This window comes from Streptomyces roseifaciens, from assembly GCF_001445655.1.
GTDB lineage: Bacteria > Actinomycetota > Actinomycetes > Streptomycetales > Streptomycetaceae > Streptomyces > Streptomyces aureoversilis.
In genome coordinates this window covers 172,887-195,759 of the sequence record NZ_LNBE01000002.1, presented here as the reverse complement: position 1 = coordinate 195,759, position 22,873 = coordinate 172,887, and the positions used below count along the sequence as shown (strand labels likewise).

General features: G+C 73.2%; 25 protein-coding genes and 1 riboswitch. Of the genes, 13 read left to right on the top strand and 12 right to left on the bottom strand.

Annotation, left to right across the window (positions count from 1 at the left end; genetic code table 11):
• Window positions 1-14: 14 nt before the first annotated feature.
• Window positions 15-659: a TetR/AcrR family transcriptional regulator gene (locus AS857_RS02730; RefSeq protein ID WP_058041483.1), complete on the top strand. Its 645-nt coding sequence runs from the start codon at window positions 15-17 to the stop codon at window positions 657-659.
• Between the two features lie 29 nt (window positions 660-688).
• Here AS857_RS02730 and def read toward each other — a convergent pair whose 3' ends face one another.
• Window positions 689-1,264 (bottom strand): peptide deformylase, encoded by a 576-nt coding sequence (gene def, locus AS857_RS02725; RefSeq protein WP_058041482.1) that lies wholly within the window; start codon window positions 1,262-1,264, stop codon window positions 689-691.
• 166 nt (window positions 1,265-1,430) lie between these two features.
• On the opposite strand from def, the gene AS857_RS02720 reads away from it, so the two are divergent.
• The 5 genes from AS857_RS02720 to AS857_RS40275 all read left to right on the top strand — a co-directional run bounded on the left by AS857_RS02720 (window position 1,431) and on the right by AS857_RS40275 (window position 5,929).
• Window positions 1,431-2,669, top strand: a complete 1,239-nt coding sequence (locus AS857_RS02720) for a MurT ligase domain-containing protein (RefSeq protein ID WP_058041481.1) — start codon at window positions 1,431-1,433, stop codon at window positions 2,667-2,669.
• 28 nt (window positions 2,670-2,697) lie between these two features.
• Complete coding sequence (locus tag AS857_RS02715; protein ID WP_058041480.1) at window positions 2,698-3,426, top strand: type 1 glutamine amidotransferase; 729 nt, start codon at window positions 2,698-2,700, stop codon at window positions 3,424-3,426.
• Between the two features lie 120 nt (window positions 3,427-3,546).
• Window positions 3,547-4,572, top strand: coding sequence for a 6-phosphofructokinase (locus AS857_RS02710; RefSeq protein WP_058041479.1), 1,026 nt, complete (start codon window positions 3,547-3,549; stop codon window positions 4,570-4,572).
• A gap of 112 nt (window positions 4,573-4,684) precedes the next feature.
• Complete coding sequence (locus AS857_RS02705) at window positions 4,685-5,638, top strand: cytochrome c oxidase assembly protein (RefSeq protein WP_058041478.1); 954 nt, start codon at window positions 4,685-4,687, stop codon at window positions 5,636-5,638.
• 132 nt (window positions 5,639-5,770) lie between these two features.
• Window positions 5,771-5,929 (top strand): hypothetical protein, encoded by a 159-nt coding sequence (locus AS857_RS40275; RefSeq protein WP_173864717.1) that lies wholly within the window; start codon window positions 5,771-5,773, stop codon window positions 5,927-5,929.
• Between the two features lie 37 nt (window positions 5,930-5,966).
• Here the strand turns inward: AS857_RS40275 and AS857_RS02700 are convergent, their stop codons facing one another.
• The 9 genes from AS857_RS02700 to AS857_RS02660 all read right to left on the bottom strand — a co-directional run bounded on the left by AS857_RS02700 (window position 5,967) and on the right by AS857_RS02660 (window position 13,535).
• Window positions 5,967-6,386 carry an SSI family serine proteinase inhibitor gene (locus tag AS857_RS02700; RefSeq protein ID WP_058041477.1) on the bottom strand — a complete coding sequence of 140 codons (420 nt, stop codon included), beginning with the start codon at window positions 6,384-6,386 and terminating at the stop codon, window positions 5,967-5,969.
• A gap of 352 nt (window positions 6,387-6,738) precedes the next feature.
• Window positions 6,739-6,918 carry a hypothetical protein gene (locus AS857_RS02695; RefSeq protein ID WP_079110107.1) on the bottom strand — a complete coding sequence of 60 codons (180 nt, stop codon included), beginning with the start codon at window positions 6,916-6,918 and terminating at the stop codon, window positions 6,739-6,741.
• A 200-nt stretch (window positions 6,919-7,118) separates the two neighbouring features.
• Window positions 7,119-8,726, bottom strand: a complete 1,608-nt coding sequence (locus tag AS857_RS02690; RefSeq protein WP_245699555.1) for an alpha/beta hydrolase — start codon at window positions 8,724-8,726, stop codon at window positions 7,119-7,121.
• Between the two features lie 191 nt (window positions 8,727-8,917).
• Window positions 8,918-9,751, bottom strand: coding sequence for an urease accessory protein UreD (locus AS857_RS02685; protein ID WP_079110010.1), 834 nt, complete (start codon window positions 9,749-9,751; stop codon window positions 8,918-8,920).
• Complete coding sequence (gene ureG, locus AS857_RS02680; RefSeq protein WP_058041475.1) at window positions 9,709-10,416, bottom strand: urease accessory protein UreG; 708 nt, start codon at window positions 10,414-10,416, stop codon at window positions 9,709-9,711. The genes AS857_RS02685 and ureG overlap by 43 nt, the downstream gene beginning before the upstream one ends.
• A 41-nt stretch (window positions 10,417-10,457) precedes the next feature.
• Window positions 10,458-11,192 (bottom strand): urease accessory protein UreF, encoded by a 735-nt coding sequence (locus AS857_RS02675; RefSeq protein WP_058041474.1) that lies wholly within the window; start codon window positions 11,190-11,192, stop codon window positions 10,458-10,460.
• The gene (locus AS857_RS02670; RefSeq protein WP_058041473.1) at window positions 11,192-12,913 is read right to left on the bottom strand and encodes an urease subunit alpha; all 1,722 of its coding nucleotides are present in this window, start codon (window positions 12,911-12,913) and stop codon (window positions 11,192-11,194) included. Before AS857_RS02670 ends, AS857_RS02675 begins: the two co-directional genes overlap by 1 nt.
• Window positions 12,906-13,217: an urease subunit beta gene (locus tag AS857_RS02665; protein ID WP_058041472.1), complete on the bottom strand. Its 312-nt coding sequence runs from the start codon at window positions 13,215-13,217 to the stop codon at window positions 12,906-12,908. Before AS857_RS02665 ends, AS857_RS02670 begins: the two co-directional genes overlap by 8 nt.
• 15 nt (window positions 13,218-13,232) lie before the next feature.
• Window positions 13,233-13,535 (bottom strand): urease subunit gamma, encoded by a 303-nt coding sequence (locus AS857_RS02660; RefSeq protein ID WP_058041471.1) that lies wholly within the window; start codon window positions 13,533-13,535, stop codon window positions 13,233-13,235.
• Between the two features lie 723 nt (window positions 13,536-14,258).
• Window positions 14,259-14,450: riboswitch (cyclic di-AMP (ydaO/yuaA leader) on the top strand.
• A gap of 4 nt (window positions 14,451-14,454) precedes the next feature.
• On the opposite strand from AS857_RS02660, the gene AS857_RS02655 reads away from it, so the two are divergent.
• The gene (locus AS857_RS02655; RefSeq protein WP_058041470.1) at window positions 14,455-14,925 is read left to right on the top strand and encodes a C40 family peptidase; all 471 of its coding nucleotides are present in this window, start codon (window positions 14,455-14,457) and stop codon (window positions 14,923-14,925) included.
• Window positions 14,926-15,063: 138 nt separating this feature from the next.
• On the opposite strand, the gene AS857_RS02650 is transcribed toward AS857_RS02655, so the two are convergent.
• Window positions 15,064-15,501 (bottom strand): ATP-binding protein, encoded by a 438-nt coding sequence (locus AS857_RS02650; RefSeq protein ID WP_058041469.1) that lies wholly within the window; start codon window positions 15,499-15,501, stop codon window positions 15,064-15,066.
• 281 nt (window positions 15,502-15,782) lie between these two features.
• Here AS857_RS02650 and AS857_RS02645 point away from each other — a divergent pair, with 281 nt between their 5' ends.
• Window positions 15,783-16,661, top strand: a complete 879-nt coding sequence (locus AS857_RS02645; protein WP_058041468.1) for a helix-turn-helix domain-containing protein — start codon at window positions 15,783-15,785, stop codon at window positions 16,659-16,661.
• 9 nt (window positions 16,662-16,670) lie between these two features.
• Window positions 16,671-16,925: a DUF397 domain-containing protein gene (locus AS857_RS02640; RefSeq protein WP_058041467.1), complete on the top strand. Its 255-nt coding sequence runs from the start codon at window positions 16,671-16,673 to the stop codon at window positions 16,923-16,925.
• A 79-nt stretch (window positions 16,926-17,004) separates the two neighbouring features.
• On the opposite strand, the gene AS857_RS02635 is transcribed toward AS857_RS02640, so the two are convergent.
• Window positions 17,005-18,186, bottom strand: coding sequence for an 8-amino-7-oxononanoate synthase (locus AS857_RS02635; protein ID WP_058041466.1), 1,182 nt, complete (start codon window positions 18,184-18,186; stop codon window positions 17,005-17,007).
• 181 nt (window positions 18,187-18,367) lie between these two features.
• Here AS857_RS02635 and bioB point away from each other — a divergent pair, with 181 nt between their 5' ends.
• From bioB to AS857_RS02615, 4 genes are all read left to right on the top strand, one after another.
• Window positions 18,368-19,579, top strand: coding sequence for a biotin synthase BioB (gene bioB / locus AS857_RS02630; RefSeq protein ID WP_058041465.1), 1,212 nt, complete (start codon window positions 18,368-18,370; stop codon window positions 19,577-19,579).
• Window positions 19,572-20,879 (top strand): adenosylmethionine--8-amino-7-oxononanoate transaminase, encoded by a 1,308-nt coding sequence (locus AS857_RS02625; RefSeq protein ID WP_058041464.1) that lies wholly within the window; start codon window positions 19,572-19,574, stop codon window positions 20,877-20,879. Before bioB ends, AS857_RS02625 begins: the two co-directional genes overlap by 8 nt.
• A 263-nt stretch (window positions 20,880-21,142) precedes the next feature.
• Window positions 21,143-21,859 (top strand): dethiobiotin synthase, encoded by a 717-nt coding sequence (gene bioD / locus AS857_RS02620; RefSeq protein WP_058041463.1) that lies wholly within the window; start codon window positions 21,143-21,145, stop codon window positions 21,857-21,859.
• A 144-nt stretch (window positions 21,860-22,003) separates the two neighbouring features.
• Window positions 22,004-22,711: a class I SAM-dependent methyltransferase gene (locus AS857_RS02615; RefSeq protein WP_058042059.1), complete on the top strand. Its 708-nt coding sequence runs from the start codon at window positions 22,004-22,006 to the stop codon at window positions 22,709-22,711.
• Window positions 22,712-22,873: the final 162 nt, after the last annotated feature.

Genomic DNA, 22,873 nt, shown 5'->3' with positions numbered 1-22,873 from the left:
GGGAGGCAGGTCATATGGAAACCAGTCAGCGGGAGGACCAGCAGCATGCGGCGGAGCGGCGCCGCAAGGAGCTGCTCGAGGCGGCGGACCGGGTGGTGCTGCGCGAGGGGCCCGGTGCGTCGATGAACGCCATCGCGGCCGAGGCGGGCATCACCAAGCCCATCCTCTACCGGCACTTCGGCGACAAGGGCGGGCTCTACCGCGCCCTGGCGGCCCGGCACACCGACGCGCTGCTCGTGGGGCTGCGGGCCGCGCTGGACGCCCCCGCCGAGCGCCGCGACCGCGTCGAGCGGACGCTCGACAGCTACCTCGCGGCCATAGAGGCCCGGCCGCAGGTCTACCGCTTCCTGATGCACCCCGCCGACGAGGGCCACCCCTCCGAGCAGGGCTTCGACGTCGGGCGGCACTCCGCTCCCCTGCTGCGGCGGATGGGCGAGGAGCTCGCCCAGGTCATATCGGAGCGCGTCGACCTCGGTCCCGACAGCGACGAGCTGTCGCGCGCCTGGGGCCACGGCATCGTCGGCATGATGCACGCCGCCGGCGACTGGTGGCTGCGCGAGCGCCCCTTCCCCCGGGAGCACCTGGTGCGCCACCTCGCGGACCTGCTGTGGGGACGGCTCGCCTCCTCGGGCGACCTGCCGGGCGGCCCGGGCTTCTGACGCGTGCCGCGGCCGGCCGCCCGTACGCCCTACGCCGTACGGGCCGGCTCCGGCTGCGCCTCCGTGCGCCCCGCCCACGGCGCACGGCGTACGGCCCGCAGCGCCCGGCGGCGGCGCAGCCCCGTCACGTGGTCGAGGTAGAGCCCGCCGTCGAGGTGGTCGCACTCGTGCTGCAGGCAGCGGGCGAAGAAGCCGGTGCCGGTCACGCGCGCCGGGGCGCCGTCCACGGTGAAGCCCTCGACGACGGCGCGGTCGAAGCGCGGCGTGCCCGCCTCGATGCCGGGGACGGACAGGCAGCCCTCCGGCCCGCGGACGGTGACGCCGTCGGCCTCGACGAGCCGGGGGTTGACCAGGTGGCCCAGGTGGCGGCGGTCCTCGTCGTCCGGGCAGTCGTAGACGAAGACGCGCAGCGGGACGCCGATCTGGTTGGCCGCGAGGCCCACGCCGGCGGCGGCGTACATCGTCGCGAACATGTCCTCGACGAGCTGCGCGAGGTCGCCGTCGAAGTCCGTGACGTCCTCGCAGGGGGTGCCGAGCCCCGGGTCGCCGAGCAGCCGCATGGGCCGTACGCGTCCGGAAGAGCCGGGGATGGAGCCGTTTCGCATGGGTCAACCCTACGTTCCGTGGGCGGCGGGTTCGGGCCTGCGGCCGGATCTCGATAGGCTGATCCCCGACCGGAGCCTCCTGGCTGGCGATTCGGCGCGGAGGGGGCGTTCCACCACCGGCGGACCAGGGAACAGGCCCGGCGCCCAACAAGGAGGATCTAGGACGATGGCAGGCAACTCGGGGCCACTGTCGCCGCGGGCCAAGCTGGCCGTGACGGCGGGCAAGGCGGCTGCGGCGGTGTCGCGGGCCGCAGGCCGTGGCAGCGGATCGGTGATCGGCGGCAAGGTCGCGCTCAAGCTCGACCCCGACCTGCTGGCCCGGCTGGCGACCCACCTGGACGTGGTCCTGGTGTCGGCCACCAACGGCAAGACGACCACGACCCGGCTGATCGCCGAGGCGCTGCGCGCCAGCGGACCGGTCGTGTCCAACGCGCTGGGCGCGAACATGCCCGCGGGCATCACCTCCGCCCTGGCGGGCGGCTCGGACGCGCGCTACGGCGTGATCGAGGTGGACGAGAAGTACCTGGCGGGTGTCGCCCGGGACGTCTCCCCCAAGGCCATAGCGCTGCTGAACCTCTCGCGCGACCAGCTCGACCGGGCCGCGGAGACGCGCATGCTCGCCGAGAAGTGGCGTGAGGGCCTGGCGGGCAGCAAGGCGGTCATCATCGCCAACGCCGACGACCCGCTGATCGTGTGGGCGGCCTCCTCGTCGCCGAATGTGGTGTGGGTGGCGGCCGGCCAGGAGTGGAAGGACGACGCCTGGTCCTGCCCGTCGTGCGGCGGCGTGATGCAGCGCCCCGGCGACGACTGGTTCTGCGGCGAGTGCGGCTTCCGCCGGCCGACCCCCAGCTGGGCGCTGTCGGGCGACTACGTCCTCGACCCGCACGGTTCGGCCTGGCCGATCCACCTGCAGCTGCCGGGCAGGGCCAACAAGGCCAACGCCACCACCTCCGCGGCCGTCGCGGCCACCTTCGGCGTCCCGCCGCAGGTCGCCCTGGAGCGGATGTACCAGGTGCAGGCGGTCGCGGGCCGGTTCGACGTGGTGCAGTTCCTCGGCCGCGACATCCGGCTGCTGCTGGCCAAGAACCCGGCCGGCTGGCTGGAGACCTTCTCGCTGATCGACGGGCCGCCGGCGCCGGTGATCCTCGCGGTCAACGCCCGCGGCGCGGACGGCACCGACACCTCGTGGCTGTGGGACGTGGACTACCCGCGCCTCGCCGGTCACCCGATCTTCGTCATCGGCGACCGCAAGCTGGACCTGGCCGTCCGGCTGGAGGTCGCGGGCCTGGACTTCCGCGTCTGCGAGACCGTGGACGAGGCCGTGCAGCAGTGCCCGCCCGGCAAGATCGAGCTGATCGCCAACTACACCGCCTTCCAGGACGTCCGCCGCCGCGTCGGCAACTGACCCCCGCAAGCACTGAAGGATTGTGAGCATGAGCCAGAACAGTCTGCGTGTGGTGTGGGTCTACCCCGACCTGCTCAGCACCTACGGCGACCAGGGCAACGTCCTGGTCCTGGAGCGGCGGGCGCGCCAGCGCCGGCTGGATGTCCAGCGCGTCGACATCCGGTCCGACCAGCCCATCCCGACCTCCGGGGACATCTACCTGATCGGCGGCGGTGAGGACCGCCCGCAGCGGCTCGCGGCCGAGCGGCTGCGCCGCGACGGCGGCCTGAACCGGGCCGTCGCCAACGGTGCGATCGTCTTCTCGGTCTGCGCCGGCTACCAGATCCTGGGCCACGAGTTCATCAACGACCTGGGCCAGCGCGAGCAGGGCCTCGGCCTGCTCGACGTCATCAGCACCCGCGGCGAGGGCGAGCGCTGCGTCGGCGACGTCCTCGCGGACATCGACGAGCCGCTGGGCCTGCCGCCGCTGACGGGCTTCGAGAACCACCAGGGCATCACCCACCTCGGCCCGACGGCCCGCCCGTTCGCCCGCGTGCGCTACGGCAACGGCAACGGCACGGGCGACGGCTTCGAGGGTGCGTACAACGACACCGTCTTCGGTACGTACATGCACGGCCCGGTGATGGCCCGCAACCCGCACATCTCGGACATGCTGATCAAGCTGGCGCTGGACGTCAACGCCCTGCCGCCGGTGGACGACCGCTGGTACGAGGCGCTGCGCGCCGAGCGCATCGCGGCGGCGACCCAGTCGGCGTAGCCCTGCCGACCGCATGACGGACGGTCGTGTCCCCCGCCACCTACCGCTAGTAAGGTGGCGGGGACGCAACCGGACGACGGGGTCCGGTCTCCCGCCCTGTTGCGAAGGTTTCCCCCTGTCATGCGCATTGGTGTACTCACCTCCGGAGGCGACTGCCCCGGTCTGAACGCCGTCATCAGGTCCGTCGTGCACCGCGCGGTCGTCGACCACGGCGACGAGGTCATCGGCTTCCACGACGGCTGGAAGGGCCTCCTCGAAGGCGACCACCGCAGGCTCGACCTGGACGCCGTGGCCGGCATCCTGGCCACCGGCGGCACCATCCTCGGCTCCTCGCGGGTCCAGCCCGCGCAGCTGCGGGACGGTGTCGAGCGGGCCAAGGGCCACGTGGCCGACCTCGGTCTGGACGCCGTCATCCCCATCGGCGGCGAGGGGACCCTCAAGGCCGCCCGCCTGCTGTCGGACGCCGGCCTGCCGATCGTCGGCGTGCCCAAGACCATCGACAACGACATCGCCTCGACGGACGTCACGTTCGGCTTCGACACGGCCGTGGGCGTGGCGACCGAGGCGCTGGACCGGCTGAAGACCACCGCCGAGTCGCACCAGCGGGTGCTGATCGTGGAGGTCATGGGCCGGCACACCGGCTGGATCGCCCTGCACTCGGGCATGGCCGCCGGCGCGCATGCCATCGTCGTGCCCGAGCGGCCCTTCGACATCGACGAGCTGACCGAGGTCGTCGGCCGGCGCTTCGAGGCCGGCAAGCGCTTCGCGATCGTCGTCGTCGCCGAGGGCGCCAAGCCACGCGAGGGCTCCATGGCCTTCGAGACGGGCGCCACGGACGTCTACGGGCACGAGCGGTTCGCCGGGGTGGCCCGGCAGCTCTCCGACGAGCTGGAGCGGCGCCTGGGCAAGGAGGCCCGCCCGGTGATACTCGGCCACGTGCAGCGCGGCGGCACGCCCACCGCGTACGACCGCGTCCTCGCGACCCGGTTCGGCTGGCACGCGGTCGAGGCGGTGCACCACGGGACGTTCGGCATGATGACGGCCCTGCGCGGCACGGACATCACGCTGGTGCCGCTGGCGGAGGCCGTGGAGCGGCTCAAGACCGTGCCGCAGGAGCGGTACACCGAGGTCGAGTGCGTGCTCTGAGTCCTTTTGCCCGGTGTCTCCCGCCTTCCGGCGGGGCGCCCCCGGCCGCGGGCGCGGCCCGGGGCGCCTCTACTCTGGTCCCGGCGCATCGGTGCGAAATGGGAGAGAGCGGATGGATCACAGCGGGCACGGCATGATGCACATGGACATGCCGCCGTTCACGCTGGAACGGGGTCTGCAGTTCAGTGGCGATCCATTCTTCATGATCGGCTGTCTGCTGGCCCTGGCCCTCTACGGCTGGGCGGTGGTCCGGCTGCGGCGGCGCGGAGACGCCTGGCCGGTCGGCCGGACCGTCGCGTTCGTCCTCGGCGTGCTGACCGTGTGGCTGGTGATGTGCACCAAGCTCAACGACTACGGCATGGTCATGTTCAGCGTGCACATGGTGCAGCACATGGTCATCAGCATGCTGTCGCCGATCCTGATCCTGCTCGGCGCCCCGGTGACCCTGACGCTGCGGGCGCTGCCGGCGGCCGGGCGCGGCCGCAAGGGCCCGCGCGAGTGGCTGGTCGCCCTGCTCCACAGCCGCTACATGCGCGTCATCACGCACCCGGTGTTCACGATCCCGCTGTTCATCGCGAGCCTGTACGCGCTGTACTTCACCCCGCTCTTCGACTTCCTGATGGAGTCCAGGACGGGCCACATCGCGATGATGGTGCACTTCCTCGCCGTGGGCCTGGTGTTCTTCTGGCCGATCATGGGCGTGGACCCGGGCCCGCACCGGCCGGGCTACGTGATGCGGATGCTGGAGCTGTTCGCGGGCATGCCCTTCCACGCCTTCTTCGGCATCGCGCTGATGATGGCCTCGGAGCCGATGATCGGCACGTACATGCACCCGCCGGCCTCGCTGGGCATCGACGCGCTGGAGGACCAGCAGGCGGGCGGCGGCATCGCCTGGGCGTTCAGCGAGATCCCGTCGGTCGTGGTGCTGCTCGCGCTGGCCTACCAGTGGTACCGCTCCGAGCAGCGGCAGGCGCGGCGCTCGGACCGGGCCGCGGACCGCAACGGCGACAAGGAGCTGGAGGCCTACAACGCCTACCTCGCCTCGCTGCGCTCGCGGGAGACCTGACGGGCGGGCGTACGCGGGAGGCGTGCGCGCAAGCTCTGGCGGCAGGGGCCGCGGCCGGGAGACCATGGACTCCAGGCCGCGGCCCCTTTCGCGCGTCGGCGCGCTCCCGGGCCGCCGTGAGGAGGTGCGGGGATGCCCGGATCGACGAAGGCGATGGCGGGGCTGACGGTGGGGGGCCTCGTCGTGGTGACGGCGTACACCGTGACCATCGGCAGCAACGGCTGGCTGTGGTTCGCGTGGGTGATGCTGACGCTGCTGACGATAGGGACGCTCGTGGCCCGGGGGACGTGAGCGAAGGCCCGGGCAGGCCGGAAGCGGATCAGAAGGGTCAGAAGCGGAAGACCGGCCCGGTCGCCACGTCGAGCGCGCAGGGGTTGGGGAAGGTCTTGTGCCACACGACGGGGCGCCCGTTCCAGTCGCCCTCGGCGGTCGCGGTCACGGGGTCGTACTCCCGCGTGCACTGGTGCCCGGCTCCGGTCACCCGGCCGGGGTCGCCCTTCGCGCGGTGCAGCGTCGTGCACGCCTCCGTGGCGTGGGGGTGGTGGCCTCCGGCGTCCGGGCAGCTCAGCTGGACCCCGCGGATCCAGGTGTTCTGCGCGCCGGAGACGGTGAGGAAGAACCGCCCGTCGGTGCCGTCCGCGCCGCCGGAAGGGCCCTGCAGCTCGTCCGCCGCGGCGGGCGGGGAGGCCAGGGCGAGGAGCGCGGCGGTGGTCGCCGCGGCGGCCACGGCGGTACGGGGAAGGGACATCGGTGCCTCCTGGGGCGCGGGGGTGCCCGGGCCCAAGGCCATCGCGCGCGGACCGCGCCGGGCAAGCTGCCACACCGTGCCGTCGCCCGGGTGGCGGCGGCAGGTCACCCGGCCGGTCCTCCGGCGCCGCGGGGTCGGGGCGGCAGGGCGCTGACGGCGGGTCGGCGCGGGACGGCCGGGCGTGGGCAGGGCCACCGTACCGCCCGTAACGCCCTTGCCAGGGCCCTGTGATGCCGGGGGTACGGGGGAACACACGGCGGACGGGGGCGCGTTGGAGTGCAGCACGGTGCGAGGGCGCATGGGGCTCCCGTGACCTGCAGCGGCCTTGCCGAGGCGGCGTGGGGCCGGCGCGTCACCGCTGCCCGGTCAGGCACGGGCCGCCCCGCACCGCCGCCAGCCACTCCGCCCGCAGCCGCTCGTAGGCCCGGCGCTCCTCGCCGTTGAGCATCCGGCCGCGGCGCTCCGCCAGGAACGCGCGGATCGCGTCGTTGATCTCCTCGGGCGACCGGGTGAGGTCCGGGGTGGCGGGCATGAGCACAGGCTACGAGGAGCGGGCGGCCAAAACACCGAGAACCGTCGAGGTTCGCAGAATGCTCATCAAATGGTCATCCAGCCTGATACGTCCCCGATGCCCCTCCGTGCTCGCCGGGGCCCGCCGGGGCCCTGCCGACGCGGACGCAGCGGCGCCCCGGTCCACGGGGGACCGGGGCGCCGTGTGGTGCGGTGGAACCCTTACGCCTTCTTCGCCGGGGCGGGCTTCGGCGGCTCCGGGATGGCGTGCGGGGCGCACGTCACGTCCTTCGCGTCGAGCTTGCCCTCGATGAGGTAGGCGTCGAGCTTCGCGTTGATGCAGGGGTTGGCCTCACCGGTGACGCCGTGCGAGCCGGCGCCCTTCTCGGTGATCAGGCGGGAGCCCTTGAACCGCTTGTGCAGCTCCACGGCGCCCGCGTACGGGGTGGCCGCGTCGCGCTCGCTCTGGAGGATCAGGGTCTGCGGCAGGCCCTTGTGCGTGGTGACCTCGATGGGCGTGCCCTGCGGGCCCTTCCACGTGGCGCACGGGAGGTTCATCCAGGCGTTGGCCCAGGTCATGAAGGGGGCCTCGCGGTGGATGCGGGTGTTGTCGCGGTCCCACTTCTTCCAGCTGGTGGGCCACTTGGCGTCGGCGCACTCGACCGCCGTGTAGACGGCGTTGCCGTTCTCCTTGGAGATGTTGCCCGCGGTGTCGGACAGGTCGGGGCCCGCGCCCTCGACCAGCGGCTTCTCGTCACCGGCGACGTACTTGCTCCAGGTCTCGGCGACCGGGACCCACGAGGAGTCGTAGTACGCCGCGTCCTGGAAGAAGGTGGTCAGCTCGGCCGGGCCGACGACCCCGCCGATGGGCTTCTTCTTGGCGGTGGCCCGGAGCTTCTCCCAGTTCTTCTGGACCTGGGCCCGGGTGGCGCCCAGGTGGAAGGTGGAGTCGTACTTGGCGACCCAGTCCTCCCAGTCCTTGAAGCGGGCCTCGAAGGCGACGTCCTGCTCCAGGTTGGCCTGGTACCAGATGTTGTCCTGGGCCGGGTTGACGACGCTGTCGACGACGAGGCGGCGGACGTGGGTCGGGAACAGGGTGCCGTAGACGGCGCCGAGGTAGGTGCCGTAGGAGACGCCCAGGTAGTTGAGCTTCTTCTCGCCGAGGGCGGCTCGGACGACGTCGATGTCGCGCGCGGTGTTCGCCGTGGTGAGGTACGGCAGCAGCTTGCCGCTGCGCTCGGCACAGCCGTCGGCGTACTGACGGGCGAGCTTGCGCTGGGCGAGCTTGTCGGCCTCGTTCGCGGGCACCGGGTCGGGCTTGGGCGCCGCGACGAACTTCTGCGGGTCGACGCAGGAGATCGGGGCGGAGTGGCCGACGCCGCGCGGGTCGAAGCCCACGAAGTCGTACGCCTTCGCCGTCTTCGCCCAGAGCGGGGCCTTGGTGGTGATGCGGCGCGGGAACCTCATGCCGGAGCCGCCGGGGCCGCCGGGGTTGTAGAGGAGGGCGCCCTGGCGCTCGTCGGCGGTACCGGTCGAACGGGCCCGGTCCACTGCGATCTTGATGGTGGGCCCGTCCGGCTTGGCGTAGTCGACGGGGACCGTGACGTAACCGCACTGGATGGGCTTCTCGAGGCCCCAGGAGGCAGGACAGTCCTGCCACTTGATGCCCGCCTTGGCCGCGCGCTCGGCGGCCGTCTTCACACCGCGGGCCTCTGCGGCCCCGCCCGGCACGCGCTCGCTGGCGCCGGCGGCCGGGGCGGTCAGGAACCCGGCCACCAGCGCGCCGGTCACCAGGGTGCCGGCCGCGCCGAGTATTGACGTGTGTCTCACGTAGGAATCCCCCTGCTGGGTACGCCGCTTGGAGCGGCGGAGATCGCAATGCTGCAGGGGGATCCTTTCGTCTCCCATCCCACAAAGGACAGGTCGTACGAGTGTTCTTTACTAATCCGTAAGAATGATGAAACACAGGGTGATGCGTGTGGCGGCATTCATCACCGGCACACCACATCGCCCGTATCGCCCTATCTGCCGACATCCATCCCCAAGAGCCCGGTTTCGAGCAGCGTTCGCACTTGCAGGCCGTCCGGGGCCACGGCGCTCACCAGCGCGGCCGGACCGGCCAGCGGGGCGACGACGGCCGTCGGGCCCAGCACCCGCGGCGCGACGGGGGCCGGACCGAAGGCCGGGTCCACCACGAGGAGTTGGCCGGCCGCCCGGTGACCACCCAGGACCGCCCCGCCGTCCCAGCCGGGCACGCCCGGACCGTACGACAACTCCTGGTCGTAGAGCGGGCGTCCGCCGCGCCGGACGGTCAGACGGGCCGTCAGCCGTCCCGGCCGCTCCCCCGCGCGCCCCAGGATCTGCTCCTCGCGGAACACCAGCCTGGCCGTGGGGGCGAGTTCGATGCGCGTGGTCATCCGCAGCTCGCCGCCGCGCGCGGAGATCAGTGGCTCGGGGAGCCAGCGCAGCTCGGCGCCCTCGCCGACGCGAATGTATACGTCGTAGGTCGCCGGCGCGCCCGTGCGGCCGGGCAGGGCGATCGTGGCGGCCGTGGTGGAGAAGTGCACCACGGCGCCGTCCTCCACCTCGGCGGACAGCGTGAGGGCGTCGCCGCCCAGCGGCGCGCTCATCGCGCCGACCAGGCACACCCGCGCCTCGGCCCCCGGCGAGCGCAGCCGCCGCAGGGCGAACGGGCCGCCGCCGTCGAGGACGGGCAGGGCGGTGCCGCCCCTGCCGTCCGCGACGGCCACGATCCGGGCGGAGGCCACCAGCCCGGCCCCTTGCGGCGGCGCGGGGGCGGCGGCGAGAGCGGTCACGAGGACGCGGTCCAGGCGGCGAGCTGTGCGCGCACCCACGTCGTGACCGGCTCCACGCCGCCCTCCGTGACGAGGGACGTGAAGACGGCCGGGAGTTCGCCCCGCTGCGCCTTGGCGTCGCGGGCCATCCCCTCCAGGTCGACGCCGACGTACGGGGCGAGGTCGGTCTTGTTGACGACGAGCAGGTCGGCGGTGGTGATGCCGGGGCCGCCCTTGCGCGGGATGTCGTCGCCGCCCGCGACGTCGATGACGAAGATCTGCGCGTCCACCAGGCCCTTGGAGAACGTGGCGGTGAGGTTGTCGCCCCCGGACTCGACCAGGACGAGGTCGAGCGGCCCGGCCCCCGAGGAGGAGAACACGGCCTCGAGGTCCTCCACGGCCTCCAGGTTGGCGGAGATGTCGTCGCGGATGGCGGTGTGCGGGCAGGCGCCGGTCTCGACGGCGGTGATCCGCTCCGCCGGCAGGACGGCGTTGCGCAGCAGGAACTCGGCGTCCTCGCGGGTGTAGATGTCGTTGGTGACGACGGCGATGGACAACTCCTCGCGCAGGGCGCGGCAGAGCGCGGCGACGGTCGCGGTCTTGCCGGAGCCGACGGGCCCGCCGAGGCCGATCCGCAGGGCCCGGCGCGTCCCGTCGGGGCGGACGGGCGAGGCGGCGCTGTAGGTGTGGCGGTGGGGGTAGGTCTCGGGGTGGTCGAGGTGCATGGTCCCCTCCTGGGGGGTTCGTTCGTACGGGTGTCGGTGGTTCAGCTCGCGAAGAGCCGTACGGGCCAGGCCGCGTGGAGCTCCGCGCCGATGTCGAGCAGCGGGGCCGAGCAGGCGGGCAGGGCGTCCGGGCCCTCGGCGGCCGCGCGGTGCGCGGCCGCGGTGGCGGCGGCCGCCACCGCGTCGAGCTCCGGCGCCAGCCGGGCCAGTACCGCCGTCGCCACGAACGGGTCGAGGCTCAGCAGGCGTACGACCGCGGTGGCCGGACCGCTGACCGACTCGTAGACGGCGGCGTAGGCGGCGTCCAGCGGGCCGAGCCCGGCGGACCGGGCCGCGAGGCCGAGGACGACCGGCTGGTGGGCGCCGCGCGGGCGGGCCGCGGCGAGGGCGTCGAGCTCCGCCGAGGGCCAGGCGGCGCGGGCGGCGCGCATCATCTGCCGGCCCAGGCGGCGGGCGGCGGTGCGCAGGGCGGGTACGGGGGTGCGGGCGTCCGCGGCGTCGTCGAGGGCGAGCGGGTCGAGGCCGGCCGCGGCCGCGGCGGCGAGGGCGGCCGCGGTGAGCCCGGCGGTGTGCAGCCGGCCCCGGCAGAACTCCTCCAGGGTCCGGCCGTCGGTGATCCGCCCGGCCTTGACGGCGGCCTCGGCGCCGCCGGAGTGGGCGTGGCCGCCCGCGGGGAAGCGTCCGTCGGCGAGGACGAGGAGGGCGGCGGGGCCGGCCGCCCTCCTCGCGGTGCGGGCCGGCCCCGCGCCTGCGACGGTCTCTGTCGTCGTGCTCATCAGAACAGGAAGTAACGCTGGGCCATCGGCAGTTCCGCCGCCGGCCGGGGTTCGATCACTTCTCCGTCGACGGTGACCGTGAACGTGTCGGGGTCGACCTCCACCCTCGGCCGGGCGTCGTTGTTGCGCATGTCCGCCTTGGTGACGCCGCGCGTGGAGCGTATGGGGACGAAGCGCTTGCCGAGGCCCAGACGTTCGGGGAGGCCGTCGTCCATGGCCCACTGGGTGACGAAGTTGAGGGAGTTGGCGGCCGGGGCGCGGCCGTGGGCGCCGAACATGGGGCGCGGCAGGACCGGCTGCGGGGTGGGGATGGAGGCGTTGGCGTCGCCCATCTGCGCGTAGGCGATCTGGCCGCCCTTGATGACGAGCTGCGGCCGTACGCCGAAGAAGGCGGGGTCCCACAGCACGAGGTCCGCGAGCTTGCCCGGCTCCACGGAGCCGATCTCGTGGTCGAGGCCCTGTGCGACGGCCGGGTTGATGGTGTATTTGGCGACGTAGCGCCGGGCTCGCGCGTTGTCGGCCGGTCCGTCGCCGGGCAGGGTGCCGCGGCGTCTCTTCATCACGTGCGCGGTCTGCCAGGTGCGCAGCACGACCTCCCCGATGCGGCCCATCGCCTGGGAGTCGGAGGAGATGATCGAGATCGCCCCGAGGTCGTGCAGGACGTCCTCGGCGGCGATGGTGCCCGGCCGGATGCGGGATTCGGCGAAGGCGAGGTCCTCGGGGACGCCCGGGTTGAGGTGGTGACAGACCATCAGCATGTCGAGGTGTTCGTCGACGGTGTTGACGGTGTGCGGCCGGGTGGGGTTGGTGGAGCTGGGCAGGACGTTGGCCTCGGAGACGACGGTGATGATGTCGGGGGCGTGCCCGCCGCCGGCGCCTTCGGTGTGGTAGGCGTGGATGGAACGGCCGGCGATGGCCGCGAGGGTGTCCCCGACGAAGCCGGCCTCGTTGAGGGTGTCGGTGTGGATGGCGAGCTGGGCGCCGCTCTCCTCGCACACGGCCAGGCAGGCGTCGATGACGGCGGGGGTCGCCCCCCAGTCCTCGTGGATCTTGAAGCCGACGGCGCCGGCCCGCAGCTGGGCGCGCATCGAGTCGTACGAGACGGTGTTGCCCTTGCCCAGCAGGCCGATGTTGACGGGGTAGCCCTCCATGGCCTCGAACATCCGGGCAAGGTGCCAGGCTCCGGGGGTGATGGTGGTGGCCTTGCTGCCCTCGGCCGGCCCGGTGCCGCCGCCGAGCAGGGTGGTGACGCCGGAGGCGAGGGCCTCGTCCGCGGCCTGGGGGCAGATGAAGTGGACGTGGGCGTCGACGGCCCCGGCGGTGAGGATCTTGCCGTTGCCGGCGATGACCTCGGTCTCGGGGCCGATGACGAGGTCGGGGTGGACGCCGTCCATGGTGTCGGGGTTGCCGGCCTTGCCGACGCCGGTGATCCGGCCGTCGCGGATGCCGATGTCGGCCTTGACGACGCCCCAGTGGTCGAGGACGAGGGCCCCGGTGATGACGGTGTCGGGGGCCCCGTCCGCCCGGGTCGCGCGGGACTGGCCCATCGACTCGCGGATGACCTTGCCGCCGCCGAAGACGGCCTCGTCGCCGGCGTGCCCGGGCCCGCCGCTGCGGTCCTCCTCGATCTCGACGACGAGGTCGGTGTCGGCGAGGCGGACGCGGTCGCCGACGGTCGGCCCGTAGAGGCCGGCGTAGGCGACGCGGCTGAGTTCAGTCATCGAGCGGTCCCCCGCACTCGCCGCGCAGGCCCTCGACGATGCGCTTGCCGCCGATGGGGACGAGGTCGACCTGGAGGGGGATGCCGGGCTCGAAGCGGACGGCGGTGCCGGCGGCGATGTCGAGGCGCTTGCCGCGGGCCGCCGCGCGGTCGAAGTCGAGGCCGGGGTTGGCCTCGGCGAAGTGGTAGTGCGAGCCGACCTGCACCGGGCGGTCGGCGGCGTTGAGCACGGTGAGCCGGGTGCGGTGCAGCCCCTGGTTGAGGGCCACGGGCTCGGCGGCGTACAGGATTTCTCCGGGGATCATCGCGGGTCCTCCCCGTCAGCAGATCGGTTCGTGAACGGTGACGAGCTTGGTGCCGTCGGGGAAGGTGGCCTCGACCTGGACGTCGTGGAGCATCTCGGGGATGCCCTCCATGACGTCGTCGCGGGTGAGCACCCTGCGCCCGGAGGACATCAGCTCGGCGACGGTGCGGCCGTCCCGGGCGCCTTCGAGGACGTGGACCGTGATCAGGGCCACCGCCTCGGGGTGGTTGAGGAGCAGGCCGCGGGCCTTGCGCTTGGCGGCCACGTCGGCGGCCACGTGCAGGAGCAGTCGTTCCTGCTCGCGCGGGGAGAGTTGCATGCGTCCCACCTCACTGTCGTCCCAGGTGTCCCGGATGGACGCACCGGGACGCCACCCGAGTTCAACACGGTGTTGACCTGGGGTTCTCCGGCCGGTGGCCAGTGATTGCAGATTAGGGCGGAACCTTTTCCAACGCGTTAACTGACTCTTTGCACTGCCATGGCCACGGGTCCGGGCGCCATCTGTCGTCTGCATCTACTGGATCTTCTGGGCCGGATCATGGCCGTCCGTCCGCACGACACGTACCGCCGGCTACGGGCGGCGCAGACCATGGTCGTCGCGGTGGTGCGACGGCGCCGCGGCTCGCATGCCCGTACGAAAGGGGCGAACGGAAGGTGCGAGCGGGTCATGCCGACGCGGACGATACGGGTCCCCGGCGCAGAGCGCCGGGGGCGAAGGGATCTCCGCGCCATGTGCGCCGGAGGGCCTGGGGTCCGCACCCGAATAAACCCCGGTCCCCTCCATGGAGGATCACGGCGTAGACGGGGCGCGGTGATCTATTTGGCGCGGGCGGCCGGATTGCTCGCGGGCCGGTACGAACCGCCGCAGGCCAGCGGCTCAGCCGGCTTGCGCGCACACCATCAAATCACCCCGCGTCCACCGGAATTGCCCAGAAGTGATCAGGCTCACATACCCCTGGTTCCGCTCGGAATCGGCACGGCGGCTGCGCCAAGATCCCTCCGACGACAAGACCCCGCCACCCCGGCGGGGCGGTCCCGGTGGACGCCGAACCCTGCCGCCGCCGGGATGCCGGGTCGACTTCAGGGCAACGGCAGGGATGGAGGACCCAAGAGTGGTGGGACGACCAAGAGTAGTGCGGTCGGCCCTTGGGGTGAAGCCGTTGACAGCGGCCGGGCAACCTTCGCCTGCCCGAACCCGACAGGTCATCCTTCACAGGCGGCTGACGAAGGGTTAGCGCATGGGCGCGCACAAACGTCCGTCAAAGCTGTCCAGGGCCGGTGCCGCATCGGCCCTCACTCTCGCCGCCGTCGGGGCCACCGTGCTGGTTCCGGGCGGCGCGGCAGAGGCGGAGGCGTCGACCGTCTCCACCCAGGCACTGCGGATCGCGGCCTCGAAGCAGGGCTCCCCCTACCAGTGGGGAGCGACCGGACCCTCCCGGTTCGACTGCTCGGGCCTGACGCTCTACTCCTTCAAGCGGGCCGGGAAGTCCCTGCCCCGCACCGCCGCCCAGCAGTACAACAGCACCCGCCACATCCCCCGCTCCGCACGCGAACGCGGCGACCTCGTCTTCTTCGTCTCGGGGCGCGGGATCTACCACGTGGGGATATACAACGGGGACGGCCGCATCTGGCACGCACCCAAGACGGGCGCGGTCGTCCGCCTGGAGCGGATCTGGACCAACAGCGTCCTCTACGGCCGGGTCGGCTGACCCGGCGTCACCGGACCGCCCGGAGACCCCGGAAGGCCGCCCGGTGACACGACTCACCGCAACTCCCCGCACGAGGGCCCGAAGCGGCCCGAGGCCCCCCGCACCGCGTGCGGGGGGCCTGGCCGGCCGGAGGGGAGTTCAGCGCTCTGCGCTGACCGGCACGGTCCAGGGGAGGGAGATCCACACCGTCTTGCCGCCGTCGGAGGTCGGCGTGCAGAACAGCCGCCCGCCGTGCTCCGCGGTGAGACAGCGGATGATCACCATGCCGCGCCCGTTGTCCTGCTGGACCGCGGCGGGCAGCCGCCGGGGGAAGCGCGGGTGGCTGTCGGTGACGCCGATGCGCAGATGCTGATCGCGGTCGAGGCGGACGTCCACGGTGAAGGTGGGCGACTGTCCCCGGGTGTGCTGCACGGCGTTGGTCGCGAGCTCGGAGACGATCAGGCGCACGGTCTCGGAGGTGTCGGTCCCGCCCGGAAGCCCCCAGTCCGCCAGCACCTCCGCGACGTAGCGGCGCGCCGTGGAGACCGAGGCGGGGGCGCTCGGCAGCGTGACGGTGGCTTCTTGGTGGTCTGCCATGGCGGTGGCCCTTTCAGCCGAGGTCCCGCCGAGACCGGACTCCGGTGCACTGCCGCGGAAAATCGGGAAGCGTGCCGAAAGTCGTGGGGGGCATGAGCGGCCTCGGACGGCTCTGCGCGACAGACTGCCACTGATAACGCCTGTGATGGGAGCGATCCCCCAACATATGCATATATCTGTCGCCCGAAGCAGTGAACTCTACGACGAGCGACCGGATTCACGCGGCACACTGGGCTATTGACACTGACGTATGACAGCGACAGTGACCCAGGGGAGGGCCAATGCGGTACGGACCGGCGGTACGCCGCCGCAAGCTGGGGGCGGAGCTGCGCCGCCAGCGCGAACTGGCCGGGCTGACGAGCCTGGAGGCCGCGCGCGCGGTGGGCTGGCACCAGTCGAAGGTCAGCCGGATCGAGACGGGCAGCAGTGGCGTGAAACCTGCGGACGTCGCCCGGCTGCTGGACGCCTACGGGGTCACCGACGCCGAGCTGCGCGCGCTGCTGGGGGCGCTGTGCGGCGCGGGGTCCCCCGAACCGGGCGAGGGTGCGGGGGCCCGGCGCGGCTGGTGGTACGCCTACCGCGACCGGCTGCCGCCCGCCTATCTCGACTTCATCAGCCTGGAGTCGGAGGCCTTGCGGTTAAGCACCCTGGAGACCACCGTGGTGCCCGGCCTGCTGCAGACGCCGGACTACGCCCGCGCCGTGACCCGCGCGGCCCTCGGCGACCCCGCGCCGGAGCAGGTCGAGGAGCTGGTGCGGGTGCGCCTGGCGCGCCAGGCGGTGCTCCGGGGCGAGCAGCCGCTGGAGGTGTGCGCCGTGCTGGACGAGGCCGTACTGCGGCATGAGGTCGGCGGACCGGAGGTCATGGCCGGGCAGTTGCGGCACCTGGTGGAGACGGGATCACTGGGGCACGTGCGGCTGCACGTCCTGCCCTTCTCCAGTGGCGGCCATATCGGCATCACCGGGCCTTTTGTTATTTTCTCATTTCCGCGCATTGCTGATCTGGACGTGGTTGTTCTCGACCACTTGACGAGTAGCCTCTACCTGGAGCGGAAAGAAGACCTCCGGGCGTACGGCGCGGCCTTCGCGACACTGCGCGCACACGCCCTCTCGCACGAGAAATCGCTGGAATTCATCGCCGGGATCAACGACGGCGCGTAAGGAGGCACCATGTCCGCAATGCCTCGGTACGTACCCCACCGTTCCACCCCTGCAGCGCTTTCCCTGCTCCGCGAGGCTCCATGGCGGCGCAGCAGTCACAGCACCGGATACAACAACTGCGTCGAGACGGCCGGACCGCTCCCCGGCCACCTCCTCGCCGTGCGCGACTCCAAGCGGACGGGCGGTCCCGCGCTCCTCTTCCGCTCCGCCGCGTGGTCCTGCTTCGTCGAGGGGCTGCGCGACGGCGGGATCGACCCGCTCTGACCCGGTAGGACCCTTTCCTTCAGGTCTCTCTCGGCTCTCTCAGATCTCTCAGGTCTCTCAGCTCCCTGCTTCTGCTCCCTCAGGCGGCCGGCGCGGTCCGTACGATCGCGTCGGCCGCGGCCGTCACCTGCCGGTCCGACAGATCGGCCCGGGCGGTCAGCCGCAGCCGTGAGACGCCGTCCGGCACGGACGGCGGCCGGAAGCAGCCGACCGCGATACCCGCCTCCCGGCAGTCCGCCGCCCACCGCACCGCCGCCTCCGGCGAGGGGGCCCGTACGGAGACCACCGCCGCGTCGGGCCGTACCGCCACGAAGCCCGCCGCCACCACCCTGCGGTGCAGTTCGGCGGCGATCCCCCGGACCCGCTGCGCCCGCTGCGGCTCACGGCGCAGCACCGTGAGGGCCGCCAGCGCGGCGCCGGCCGCCGCCGGTGCGAGGCCGGTGTCGAAGATGAACGTGCGGGCGTTGCTCACCAGGTGCCTGATCACCCGCTCCGGGCCCAGCACCGCACCGCCCTGGCTGCCCAGCGCCTTCGACAGCGTCACCGTGGCGACGACGTCCGGGTCGCCCGCCAGTCCCGCCGCGTGCACCGCGCCCCGGCCGCCCTCGCCGAGGACGCCGAGCCCGTGCGCGTCGTCCACGAGCAGGGCCGCGCCGTGTTCGCGGCACGCCCGGGCGAGCGCGGGCAGCGGGGCGGCGTCGCCGTCGACGGAGAAGACGGAGTCGGTGACGGCGAGCGCGGGGCCGTCGTGTGCCGCGAGGGCCTTGCGGACGGCGTCCGGGTCGGAGTGCGGCACGACCGCCTTCTCGGCGCGGGCCAGCCGGCAGCCGTCGATCAGGGAGGCGTGGTTGCCCTCGTCGGAGACGAGCAGGGCCGCACCGCCGGCGCCGCCGGGCCCGGCGAGTGCGGTGACGGCGGCGAGGTTGGCCGCGTAGCCGGAGGAGAACACGAGCGCGGCCTCGAAGCCGCAGAAGGCGGCGAGCTCCTCCTCCAGCCGGGCGTGCAGGGCGGTGCTGCCGGTGACCAGACGGGAGCCCGTCGCCCCGGCGCCCCACCGGCGGGCCGCCTCGGCGGCGGCCTCGGTGACCTCCGGGTGGCGGGTGAGGCCCAGGTAGTCGTTGCCCGCCAGGTCGGTCAGCGGCGAGTCGGCGGGGCGGGGCCGCAGGGTCCGTACGAGCCCGGCCGCCAGGCGCCGCTCGTGGTGCGCGTCGATCCAGGCGAAGGGGTCCCGGAGGGCGGACCGGGGCGAGTCCTGAGGCATGCGGCCGTCCTTCGCGTTCCAGGGGGCTGGGGGCCGGTTCTGTGGAGCCCGGATAGAACCTCTGTAGAACGTAGCGGGCGTCACACCTGGTCAGGGTGTGGCAATACACACACATCAATCCGCCGGAGTTGTGCGATCCCTACCTTGGCCCGGGGTACGGCCGTGAGCGAGGATCACCGCCATGGACCTGCTGAACACGCTGGTGGACAAGGGGCTGCGGCGCGAGCCGCCGACCCGCGAAGAGGCGCTCGCCGTGCTGGCGACGTCCGACGACGACCTGCTCGACGTGGTGGCCGCGGCGGGCAAGGTGCGCCGCAGGTGGTTCGGGCGCCGGGTGAAGCTCAACTACCTGGTCAACCTCAAGTCCGGGCTCTGCCCCGAGGACTGCTCGTACTGCTCGCAGCGGCTCGGTTCCAAGGCCGGGATCCTCAAGTACACCTGGCTCAAGCCGGAGGACGCCTCCAAGGCCGCCGCGGCGGGTGTCGCCGGCGGGGCGAAGCGGGTCTGCCTGGTCGCCAGCGGCCGCGGGCCCACGGACCGGGACATCGACCGGGTCTCCAGGACCATCGAGGCGATCAAGGAGCAGAACGAGGACGTCGAGGTGTGCGCCTGCCTCGGACTGCTCTCCGCGGGCCAGGCCGAGCGGCTGCGCGCCGCCGGCGCCGACGCGTACAACCACAACCTCAACACCTCCGAAGCCACCTACGGCGACATCACCACCACCCACACCTACGCCGACCGCGTCGACACCGTGCAGCAGGCGCAGGCCGCGGGCATGTCCGCCTGCTCCGGGCTGATCGCGGGCATGGGCGAGAGCGACGAGGACCTCGTCGACGTCGTCTTCTCGCTGCGCGCGCTGGACCCCGACTCGGTGCCCGTCAACTTCCTCATCCCCTTCGAGGGCACGCCGCTGGCCAAGGAGTGGAACCTCACGCCGCAGCGGGCGCTGCGCATCCTCGCGATGGTGCGGTTCGTCTGCCCGGACGTCGAGGTGCGGCTGGCCGGCGGGCGCGAGGTGCACCTGCGCTCGATGCAGCCGCTCGCCCTGCACCTGGCCAACTCGATCTTCCTCGGCGACTACCTCACCAGTGAGGGCCAGGAGGGCAAGGCCGACCTGGACATGATCGCGGACGCCGGCTTCGAGGTGGAGGGCGCGGGCACGACGACGCTGCCGGCGCACCGGGCGGACGTCGCCGCCGCGGAGGCCGCCGGCTCCGGCTGCGGCGGCGGTTCGTGCGGGCCCTGCGGGGACGGCGGCGCCCCGGCCGCGGCGGCGGCCCCCGAGGCCGGGGCCGAGGTTGCGCCCGAGGCCGCCACCGGCCAGGAGGCCCGTACGGACCTGGTCGCCGTGCGGCGCCGCGGCGCGGGGACGGACCTGCCCCCCAATGCCTGAGCCGCTCACCCCCGGCGAGCTCCTCGCCCTCGACCGGCAGCACGTGTGGCACCCCTACGGCCCGATGCCCGGCCGCCAGGAGCCGCTGCTCGTGGAGTCCGCGTCGGGAGTGCGGCTGCGGCTCGCCGAACCGGTCGACGGCGTGCACGAGTTGATCGACGGGATGTCGTCGTGGTGGTCCGCCGTCCACGGCTACAACCACCCCGTCCTCAACGAGGCCGCGCGCGAGCAGCTCGGGCGGATGAGTCACGTGATGTTCGGCGGGCTCACCCACGAGCCCGCCGTGCGGCTGGCCGCCCGGCTCGTGGAGATCACTCCGGAGGGGCTGGAGCACGTCTTCCTCTCCGACTCCGGGTCGGTGTCGGTCGAGGTCGCCGTCAAGATGTGCCTGCAGTACTGGCGCTCGGCCGGACGGCCCGAGAAGCGGCGGCTGATGACCTGGCGCGGCGGCTACCACGGGGACACGTGGCAGCCGATGGCCGTGTGCGACCCCGACGGCGGGATGCACGAGCTGTGGTCCGGGGCGCTCCCGAAGCACGTCTTCGCGGACGCGCCGCCGGCCCTCTCGTCCGGCCCGGAGGCCGTCGCCGCGTACGCGGCGCACCTGCGCGAGACGATCGCGGCCCACGCCCACGAACTCGCGGCGGTCATCGTCGAACCGGTGGTGCAGGGCGCGGGCGGGATGCGCTTCCACGATCCCGTCTTCCTGCGGGTCCTGCGGGAAGCGTGCGACGAGCACGACGTGCTCCTCGTCCTCGACGAGATCGCCACCGGGTTCGGCCGCACGGGGCGGCTCTTCGCCGCGGAGCACGCGGGCATCACCCCCGACGTGATGTGCCTCGGCAAGGCGCTCACCGGCGGATACCTGAGCATGGCGGCGACGCTGTGCACGTCGCGGGTCGCCGACGGCATCTCGCGCGGCGAGGTGCCGGTGCTCGCGCACGGGCCGACGTTCATGGGCAACCCGCTCGCCGCGGCCGTGGCGAACGCGTCGATCGACCTGCTGCTGGAACAGGACTGGCAGACGGAGGTCAAGCGCATCGAGACCGGGCTGCGCGACGGGCTCGCCGGGGCGGCCTCGCTGCCGGGCGTCCGGGACGTCCGGGTCCTCGGCGCGATCGGCGTCGTCCAGCTCGACCACGAGGCGGACGTCGCGGCGGCGACGCGGGCGGTGGTCCGCGAGGGCGTGTGGCTGCGCCCGTTCCGGGACCTGCTGTACGTGATGCCGCCGTACGTCACGAGCGACGAGGATCTGGCCCGGGTGTGCACGGCGGTGCGCGCGGCGGCCGGGGTCGCCTGACGGCGAGCACGCGTCGTTCCACGGTTCGCCTGCGGCGGCTCCCTGTCCCATGGGGCGGCCGGGCGACCGGAACAGAGGAACAGCGGCCGACGGCGCCGGCCTCGGGCACGCCGACGAGGCCGGTGCGCCCGCCCTGGTCGTGACCGCGTGCTCCCTTCCGCCGCCGCGGCGCGCAGCCGCACTCCTGGTGTCCGGTGGTGCCCGGTCGCCCGGTCAAGTCCTCGGCAAAGCCTCAGTGATCACGAACGGAGACACCGAACACCATGGCAGTACTGGTCGTCACAGGCACCGGGACCGAGATCGGCAAGACCGTGGTCACCGCTGCCGTCGCGGCGGCGGCGCGGGCCGCGGGCCGTTCCGTCGCCGTGCTCAAGCCCGCCCAGACCGGTGTCGCCCCCGGCGAGCCCGGTGACGTCGCCGAGGTGCGGCGGCTCGCGGGGAGCGGGGTGACCGGGGAGGAGCTCGCCCGGTTCCCGGAGCCGCTCGCGCCGGGTACGGCGGCGGCCCGGGCCGGTCTGGCCCCCGTGCGCCCCCCGCAGATCGCGGAGGCGGCCTCGCGGCTGGCGGAGAGCCACGACCTCGTCCTCGTCGAGGGCGCCGGCGGTCTCCTCGTCCGCCTGGACGAGGAGGGCGCGACCCTCGCGGACGCGGCCCGGCTGCTGGACGCCCCGGTCCTGGTGGTCGCGCAGGCCGGCCTCGGCACGCTGAACGTCACCGAGCTCACCGCGGAGGCCCTGCGCGCGCGCAGCCTGCGCTGCGCAGGCGTAGTGATCGGCAGCTGGCCGGCCGCCCCGGACCTGGCGATGCGCTGCAACCTCGCCGACCTGCCGGAGGCGGCCGGCGCCCCGCTGCTGGGCGCGGTTCCGGAGCGCGCAAGCGCCCTCGCGCCGGAGGCGTTCCGCGCGGCGGCCCCCGGCTGGCTGGCGCCGGAGCTGTCCGGCACGTGGGACGCGGCCGGCTTCACGGCGGCTCATCGCTGACCCCGCCCTCCCCGGCCGCCCCACGCACCCCTCCCGCCCCAACTGCCGTGACCGCAGCGGACATTGCGGCGCGCCGACGGTGCGGGCCGGTCCGGCCGGGGAACAATCGCGGTAGCCGTCGTCCCCGGAAAGGGGTGTGCCATGCTGCCACTTCGGAGCACCAGGTTGCCGCACGACGCCGTGCACCATCCTGTCTTCGCGCGCTTCTACGCCAAGGTGAGCCCGATCATCGACGAGCGGGCGGGGATCGGGGAGCACCGGCGCGAGCTGCTGGCCGGCCTGTCGGGGCGGGTGATCGAGATCGGCGCGGGCAACGGCCTGAACTTCCCTTACTACCCGGCGACGGTCTCGGAGGTCGTGGCGATCGAGCCCGAGCGCGGGCTGCGCAGGATCGCGCTGGAGGCGGCGGTCCGGGCGGGCGTCCCGGTGGACGTGGTGCCGGGCGCGGCCGAGGCGCTGCCGGTGAAGAGCGAGGCGTTCGACGCGGCGGTGACCTCGCTGGTGCTGTGCTCCGTCCGGGATGTGCGGCGTGCGCTGGCGGAGCTGCGGCGGGTCCTCCGGCCGGGTGGTGAGCTGCGGTTCTTCGAGCACGGGCGGGCGGAGGGCCTGGCGCTCGCGGTCACCCAGCGGGCGCTGGACCGCACGGTCTGGCCGGTGCTGTTCGGCGGGTGTCACACGGCGCGGGATCCGCTGGCGGCGATCGAGGCGGCGGGGTTCGAGCTGGGGGCGTTCAGCCGGCTGCGGGTGCCGCAGAGCCGGGTGCCGACCCCGGCCTCCCCGTGCGTGCTGGGGGTGGCCAGACGACCGGCGGCCCCGCCGGAGGCGGCCGGCGCGGTCGACGGGCACGCGTGACCGCCGCGCCGCCGCCCGCACCCCGGCCGGGCACTCCCCGGACCTGAGCGAGGCGTCGGCCCTGGAGGCGTTCGCACCAGTCGCACCAGTGATCGAGGAACTCCGGTAGGGCGTACACTCCCCCGATTACCCCGGAGCTCCGTCCGGATCATTGCTTTGCCC